Annotated in this window: 1 protein-coding gene; it reads right to left on the reverse strand. The window is 70.3% G+C overall.

Translation table 11 applies throughout. The features are described from left to right. Window positions 1-8: 8 nt before the first annotated feature. A partial coding sequence (locus tag ACFP2E_RS03155; protein ID WP_378522937.1) for an IS30 family transposase occupies window positions 9-731 on the reverse strand: 723 nt, incomplete at its 5' end.

A 731-nucleotide genomic window follows, 5' to 3' on the forward strand; every position in this document is an offset into this window, starting at 1 on the left:
GGGCGGTTTCAACCTGCGTTCGCAACACCGGTCTTGTTGTCGTGTTCGGACAGTAGCTTGTCCAGGGCCTCGGCCGGGGTGCGCCAGTCGAGGGTCTTGCGGGGTCGGTTGTTGAGCTCGATGGCGACCCGGTCGAGGTAGCCGGGGCCCCAGAACGACAGGTCGGTGCCCTTGGGGAAGTACTGGCGCAGCAGGCCGTTGGTGTTCTCGTTGCTGCCGCGCTGCCAGGGTGAGGCCGGGTCGCAGAAGTAGATCTCCAGACCGGTCGCGTCGGCGATCCGGGCGTGGTTGGCCATCTCGATGCCCTGGTCCCAGGTCAGGGTCCGGCGCAGGAACCCGGGCAGGTCGGCCATCGCGGCGATCATCGCGTCCTGCACCGCCTCGGCACCGTGGCTGTCGGGCAGGTGGAGCAGCATCACGAACCGGGTGCTCCGCTCGACCAGGGTCCCGATCGCGGACCGGTTGTTCGCGCCCAGGAGCAGGTCGCCCTCCCAGTGGCCGGGCACGGCCCGGTCGGCCACCTCGGGCGGCCGCTCGCTGATCAGGACCATGTCCTTGATCCGCTGCTGGGACCGGCGGGCCTGGGCCTGACGCCGCGGCTTGCGCAGCGCCCGCCCGGTCCGCAGGCAGGCCGCGAGCTCACGGCGCAGCCCACCGCGGCCCTGGACGTAGAGCGACTGGTAGATCGTCTCGTGCGACACCCACATCTCCGGATCGTCGGGGAAGTCCTC

The sequence above is a fragment of the Nocardioides sp. GCM10027114 genome, assembly GCF_042659625.1.
In the GTDB taxonomy this organism is placed as follows: Bacteria; Actinomycetota; Actinomycetes; order Propionibacteriales; family Nocardioidaceae; genus Nocardioides.